This is a genomic window from Providencia sp. JGM181 (assembly GCF_018257375.1).
Taxonomy (GTDB): domain Bacteria; phylum Pseudomonadota; class Gammaproteobacteria; order Enterobacterales; family Enterobacteriaceae; genus Providencia; species Providencia lanzhouensis.
This window is the reverse complement of record NZ_JAERJY010000170.1, coordinates 1-7,015: the sequence shown is the minus strand read 5'-3', so window position 1 is coordinate 7,015 and position 7,015 is coordinate 1. Positions and strand designations below refer to the sequence as shown.

The following is a 7,015-nucleotide window of genomic DNA, read 5'->3' as shown; positions in this document are numbered from 1 at the left end:
AAATATTAATTAATACAGTCCATTAGCTGACAATTAACAATTGTAAGCGAGTATTAATAGTTAATTTAATGAAAACAAAATCCCCACGAATTAAATAATGTAGAGTGGGGATTTCTTTTATTATGATACTTAATGATGAATGAGAAGCATTAATTGTTGTTGAGCATTGGCGAGCCCAGCCTCATAACCTTCGGGCTTCATATCTAAACCTTCTGCGTAGATAAACTGAACATCCTTAATACCCATTAACCCTAATACAGAGTTTAAATAAGGGGTAATTGCATCGGTCTCTTGTCCGTAATGAATACCGCCTCGAGCACTAAATACCAGTGCTTTGACATTTTCAACTAACCCTAGTGGGTAGGTTGCGGTATAGCGAAAAGTTTCTCTAGCACGAACCACTAAATCAAACCAATTTTTCAATTCAGTTGGTACATTGAGATTGTACATTGGCGCACCAAGGATCAGTAAGTCACTCTCTTTAAGCTCAGCAATAAGTTGGTCAGAAAGTTCAGCGGTATTTTTTAAATCAGAGTTGCTAATTTCCGCGCCTCTTAATGCTGCGAAACGGGCTTGATTGAGAACGGGTAATGGGTTTTCTGCCACATCACGCTCGATAATACAGTCTTGATAGCCTTGGGCTTTACGTTCATCCAGATATTGCTGAATTAAAGTGTTGGTCTGCGATTGTGCACCGTTAATACTGGATTTGATAACTAAAATTTTCATGGAATTTTTCCTTATCAATTTAGGATGTGACCAGTATATCTGGCTTGATAAGTTGACAATGAGTGATATTCTTTCCTTATATTGTTTCCAAATGAGCACCAATATGAACAAGTTAGATTTGAACTGTTTACCTATTTTTATTGCAGTGGTTGAAAGTGGAAATTTTACCGCGGCATCTGAGCGGCTACATGTAACTCGTTCAGCAGTGAGCAAAAGTATTTCGCGTTTAGAAAATAGCCTAGGCGTTGCATTGTTTCAGCGAACCACCCGTCAGCAAGCATTAACGGATGATGGAATGGTGCTGTATGAATATGCGAGTCATGCGCTGAATTCTCTGCAAGAAGCGTCAAACTTCTTGGAAAGTGGCAAGCGTAATGTCGAAGGGAAAGTCTGCATTACCGCGCCTCGGCTATTGGGAAACTTATATGTTATCCCGCTACTGATTGAGTTAATGAACCTTTACCCTAAATTGGAAATTGAGACGTTATTGAATGACAGGAATGTAGATTTACAGCAAGAAGGGGTTCATGTTGCAGTGCGAGTGGGGCAACTTGCTGATTCAAACCAATTGATTGCACATGAAATTGGCCACCATAAAATGATTTTTTGTGCATCACCTGATTATTTAACGGCAAATGGTACGCCGACGGCACTCTGCGAATTAGAAAAACATCAGCTTATTGCCTACACACAGGGCGGACATATTTTGCCTTGGCAAGTGTATGACCAAGCTCAGCAAGAGCACCGCTATTTACCCACCAGTAAATTGATTATGGATGATATGCAAACCATTATGCTGGCGACAATAAAAGGGGCGGGAATTGCGTATTTGCCTCAGTGGCTGGCACAAGAAAAAATACATTCGGGACAGCTTGTTGAGATTTTATCTGGCTATCAAAGTGCTCGTTACCCAATTTCTGTCGTGTGGGTCGCAACGTCCTTTTTACCGCTAAAAATAAGAGTGGTAATCGATGCGATCCGTGAAAAGTTAGCCTTAAGTTTAAGGTCAGAATAGCGAAATTATAAACAGTGAGCCTCTTCACAATGTGAGGTTTTTTATTGAACATGCCTTGCTCTTGGTGAAATTTTAATTCTATATTCGTTATATATTATGAAATTTAATTTCTTAAACAATCATAACGATTCCGTTATAAAAAACACCATGATGTTATTCGCACATTATAAAACCGATAAAGTGAGGCAAGGCATGAAATTAACCACCCTATTTGCAGCAACAACCTTGTTAGTGACCGCCAGCGTGGCGGCAAAAGAGTACCCCATTCATCATACTGCGCAGATTAATTCCCTTGAAGATGCTCAAAAAGTAGCGGTTTGGGAGCAGGCTGAAGTGCTCACTGACTTTACTTATCCGTGGGAAAATGAGACGCCACCAAAAACTGATTTCCGTGCATTATGGAGCGATAATGCGCTCTATTTTCGCTTTATTGCTGACGATAAAGATATCCAGCTAGGCAAAGATGCTGATAAAGATCAGGCGGTATTGGACTCAGACCGTGTGGAATTATTTTTTGCAACCAGCCCTGAGTTAAAACCGTATTACACAGCGGAAATGGACCCATCAGGGCGTACATTTGATGCGAAAGCCAATTTTTACCGCGAAGTGGATCCAAGCTGGAATTGGGAAACATTAAAAACGGTCGGGCAAATTACCCCTGAAGGTTATGTGTTAACGGGGAAAATCGATCTGGATGAATTCACCAAGTTGAATCTTTGGCAAGATAATGACAAGAAAACCTTGATGTGCGCCATTCTGCGCGGTGAATTTAGTGCCGGTGAGCCTAAGCAAGTGCGTAAGTGGATCAGCTGGATCAAGCCGGATTCAGTGAAGCCAGACTTCCATATCCCTTCCGCTTTCGGAAGTTGTAAGCTCGTCAAATAGTCCTCATCCGGTGGCAGTCTTAAACGGTTTATAAAGTTGCCACCGGTTCTTTCACACTTTTTCATGTTGTTGTTGTGAGACCAGTCACGTAAATCATCACAAGTGAATAACTAGTTATGATTAGGATTGAAATTAAAATTCATAAATAGTATTTTTTAATGAAATATAGTTTCAATTGAGGTGTGCCATGTCAGTAACCGAAAATACGCTTAGTGATTGTTTGAACAATGAACTTAATCAGGACACATTGCAGTTTTCTCGCTTAGATACCTTATCGATGTTAACGGTGATCAATCAGGCTGATAGCACGGTAGCAACGGCATTACAGTCGGTATTGCCAGAGCTCGCCAATGTGGTGGATGTGATTGCGGATCGTTTAAAACAAGGCGGGCGGATCTTTTATGTGGGTGCTGGCACCAGTGGTCGACTGGCGGTATTAGACAGCGCAGAGTGTCCGCCAACATTTGGTACATCGCCAGAAATGGTGCAATCGATTATTGCGGGCGGTCATTCGGCTATGTTGAAAGCCGTTGAAAATATTGAAGACTCAACGGAAGCATCGGTAGAAGAACTACGGGCACGCGGTGCAACGGAAAAAGATGTGATTATTGGTATTGCGGCAAGTGGACGAACGCCATTTACCTTAGCGGCGATTGAATATGGTAATCAAATCGGGGCATTAACCGTGGGGATAACCACTCGTGGACACGGTTTGCTCAGTGAGTTAGCGCAGTATGCCATTGCGCCGGATGTGGGGGCGGAAGTACTTTCTGGCTCTACGCGCATGAAAAGTGGCACTGCACAAAAAATGATTTTAGGCATGCTAAGCACCTGTGTCATGGGACGCTTAGGGCGAATTCATACCAATTTAATGGTCGATGTGATGGCGAGTAATATTAAATTACTGCGTCGTGCTGAACGTATTGTTGGGGAAGTGTGCGGGATTGATGTAGACACTGCGGCAGCATTATTGAAGCAAGTGGATTATCACCCGCGCCGCGCCATTTTGATGCATGAATTGAATATTACTGCACAACAAGCGACAGAGATTGTTCAGTGTAACCCGAACACCAGTTTGGATTCGATGCTAAACAGTCACAGTGAATAGCGTAAAACATAACATAAACAGAGTCATAACTCAGTCGACACCGGGGAAATCCTATGGCTAATAAGATAGAACATCTGGAAGTGCTCGCCAGAGAAATAGAAAAATATGCGGGCGGGTTTGAAAACGTGGGTACCTTAACCCACTGTATGACTCGTATCCGTCTGGTTTTAAAAGATAATAGTAAATTTGATGCAGATGCTCTCAAGCAAGTGGAGGGCGTGAAGGGCGTTGTCTTTAATGGTGAACAACAGCAAGTGATTGTGGGCATGGGGACGGCGGCGAAAGTCTTCTCTGTGATGAATAAAAGAATGCAAAACAGCGGCGTGGCGAGTGATGAAAGTACACCATCAGCGCCAGAGAAAAAATCGTTTTCTATCCGCCGTATGCTGAATACATTAGCCGCAATTTTTGTCCCAACCATTCCTGCGTTAATTGGTTGTGGTCTAATTATGGGGCTAATTAATATTGTGCGTTTAGTGGCACCAGGTGTGGTGGATCAGTTCCCTGAGCTGTTTAAGTTATTAAAGCTGATTGGTAGCGCTGTATTTACCTATTTATCCATTATGATTGGGGTAAATACCGCGAAAGAGTTAGGCGCATCAACATCAATAGGTGCGGTGATGGCAGGGCTTTTAGCGATGCCGGGCTTAGCCGATATCACCTTATTTGGGGAAAAACTCCAACCGAATAGTGGCGGGATTTTTGCGGTGCTGATGGTGGTTGTGTTTTCCTCTAAATTTGAAGTGTGGTTTAGAAGCATCATCAAAGAGAGTTTGGATCTGATTGTGACGCCATTTGTGACGATTTTAGTCTCTGCAATGGTGGCGTTAGTCGTCTTCCAACCGGCGGGTCATTATCTGAACCAAGTGCTGGCACAAGGGGTTTCTGTGGCGCTACTGAGTAGTGGTGGCGGGGCAGTAGCAACGGGCGGCATCTTAGGTGGCAGCTTCCTATTCTTATTATTGACAGGTCTGCACCAAGGTTTGATCCCAATTCATGCGGAAATTCTACAAACTTTTGGTTTGAACTATTTATTCCCGATCTTAGCCATGGGCGGAATGGGGCAAGTGGGGTCATGTTTCTGGGTGTTCCTGAAAACCAAGAATCAGCGTTTAAAGAAAACCTTAGTAGGGGCATTACCCGTCGGTATCTTCGGTGTGGGTGAGCCATTACTGTTCGGGGTTTCCTTACCGCTGGGTAAACCGTTTATTGCAGGCTGTATCGGTGGGGCCGCGGGCGGTGCGCTGATGGCGTTCTTCCATGTGGGTATTATCATTCCATTTGGTACCGCGGGTTTATCCTTAATTCCGCTGGTGGGTGATGGGCAGATTCTGGATTTTCTGATTGCGGTAGCAGGCGCATGGATTGTCGGTTTCATTGCCAGTATGATAATAGGCTTCAACGATCCAGAAAAATAATAAGAAGGTATAGCCATGTCAGCACTGACAGTAAAATTGGAAAGCTTATTGACGAGAGGCAAAGGCACAGAGCAGCGTATTGCAAAGTTTTTGCTGGAATATCGCGATAGCCTTGTGGCAATGAATGCCGCTGAATTGGCTCGTGAGGCTGGCGTGAGCAGCGCATCCGTCATTCGTTTTGCAAGGCAAATGGGCTATCGTGGCTATCCTGAATTCAAAGTCGATTATTTATCTGATGAGAAGCAACACAAAGCGGAAAGTTTGTATGGCAATCTGAGCCGTAACGATGATACGGCTCAGATTATCGCTAAATCTGGGCAGTTATTTATTAGTGCCATTGAAAAATCCTTAGAGCTGCTAGAGCCCGCCGCGGTTGATGCCGTCGCGCAAAAATTAGTTGAAGCCAAGCGCATTGTGCTATTTGGTATTGGCTCGTCCGCGATTGTAGCGAATGATATTTTCCATAAGCTTATTCGCGTTAATAAATCGGCGTTATTTAGTCCTGACTTGCATGTGCAGTTGAGCTATTCGGCAAATTTAGGTGAAGGGGATCTCGCCATCGCCGTGACGGCAAGGGGAAATACGCCAGAAGTTAACCGAATGCTGAAGTCGGCGCATGAAAATGGCTGCACGACGATTGCTTTAACGCGCTTTGGGCAAGATGACGCAGCGCGTCTCGCGGATTTAACGCTGCCATATTACTATGATGAACAACACTCTCAGCTGGGGGTGATCACACCTCAAGTGTTGCAGATGGTGATATTCGATACGCTATTTTTCAAATATTTAACCCTTGCCAATGAAGATGCAGACATCGCATTGCAAAAAGGTCGACAAGCCGTTACTCAGGCAGGATAAACCACCATGATTGTCACAGAGTTAGCCATCGGCGCACTGATTGGCTTGATTATAAGCACAACCGGTGTGGGCGGTGGTGTGATTGTTTTACCCATACTGACTTATTTTTTTGGGCTTAACGCCTTAGCCGCAGTGGCAACGGCCAACTTTCTCTCTATGTTGATGAAGGTCTCTTCGTCATACATGCATTTTCGGCTAGGCAATATTCCCTTAAAAGGAGCGCTGATTGTCTTGGCGATTATGTTGCCAAGTACGTTTTTATCCAGCTTGTTTGTGACGTGGCTAGGCAGTATCCCTGCTTATGAAAAACAGGTGGAGTGGGGCATTAATGTATTGGTCTCTGCCGCCATTATTTTTTCATTGTATTTATTTATTCAACGGATGTTTTTTGCTAATCCGCGTAAAAAAGTTGCTGTGAAAGAAAACCAATTGAAAGCGATGGCGATCCCGGCGGTATTGGCGGGAATTGTATTAGGCGCAACTGGGGTTGGCGGCGGAGTGGTTGTTCTACCCATGTTATTGCGTTATATGGATTTAAATATTAAGCAAGCCATTGGCACATCAATTGTGGTGACGACGGTGTTATCAGGCTCTTCGGCGCTGGCTTATGCGCAAGATGGTCACACGGATTTAAAACTGGCATTAATTTTATGTGTAGGGGCACTGTTAGTGATGCCGCTAGCGAAATATTTGCTGGTGAAATTATCTGAGCGAACTTTCCAATATATTACGTTATTGCTGATTTTATGCAGTGCGGTGATGATGACATGGAAAGTGATTATGCCATAAAGGTGAAATGATTTTTTCTTGCTCGTCTACTTTATTTCATTTATCTGAAGTTGATAGTTTAAATATCGTTATATTTAAACTATCAACATTGGTTTCTATTTAATTCCCATCTAAAAAAGAAAATCAATTTTTAATAAATTTATAAATATAATTGATTTCTTGTTCTCTTAATTGAAAAAATATTATCATTAATAAAATGTTGGACTATAATAA

The 7,015-nt window shown here is 43.0% G+C and carries 7 protein-coding genes; 6 read left to right on the top strand and 1 reads right to left on the bottom strand.

The genetic code is table 11. The features are described from left to right. Positions 1–129 precede the first annotated feature (129 nt). A complete protein-coding gene (locus JK188_RS15700; protein ID WP_211886540.1) occupies positions 130–729 on the bottom strand; it encodes an FMN-dependent NADH-azoreductase in 600 nt (199 codons plus the stop codon). A gap of 103 nt (positions 730–832) precedes the next feature. On the opposite strand from JK188_RS15700, the gene JK188_RS15695 reads away from it, so the two are divergent. The 6 genes from JK188_RS15695 to JK188_RS15670 all read left to right on the top strand — a co-directional run bounded on the left by JK188_RS15695 (position 833) and on the right by JK188_RS15670 (position 6,802). Next, a complete protein-coding gene (locus JK188_RS15695; RefSeq protein ID WP_211886538.1) occupies positions 833–1,744 on the top strand; it encodes a LysR family transcriptional regulator in 912 nt (303 codons plus the stop codon). A gap of 192 nt (positions 1,745–1,936) precedes the next feature. Beyond that, positions 1,937–2,629, top strand: coding sequence for a carbohydrate-binding family 9-like protein (locus JK188_RS15690; protein WP_249215462.1), 693 nt, complete (start codon positions 1,937–1,939; stop codon positions 2,627–2,629). Positions 2,630–2,816: 187 nt separating this feature from the next. Continuing rightward, complete coding sequence (gene murQ / locus JK188_RS15685) at positions 2,817–3,737, top strand: N-acetylmuramic acid 6-phosphate etherase (RefSeq protein WP_211886534.1); 921 nt, start codon at positions 2,817–2,819, stop codon at positions 3,735–3,737. 53 nt (positions 3,738–3,790) lie between these two features. Further along, positions 3,791–5,155, top strand: a complete 1,365-nt coding sequence (locus JK188_RS15680; protein WP_211886532.1) for a PTS transporter subunit EIIC — start codon at positions 3,791–3,793, stop codon at positions 5,153–5,155. Positions 5,156–5,170: 15 nt separating this feature from the next. Beyond that, on the top strand, positions 5,171–6,013 hold the full coding sequence (locus tag JK188_RS15675) for a MurR/RpiR family transcriptional regulator (RefSeq protein ID WP_036954098.1): 843 nt from the start codon (positions 5,171–5,173) through the stop codon (positions 6,011–6,013). A 6-nt stretch (positions 6,014–6,019) separates the two neighbouring features. Next, complete coding sequence (locus JK188_RS15670; protein ID WP_132496240.1) at positions 6,020–6,802, top strand: sulfite exporter TauE/SafE family protein; 783 nt, start codon at positions 6,020–6,022, stop codon at positions 6,800–6,802. The last annotated feature ends 213 nt before the right edge of the window (positions 6,803–7,015 follow it).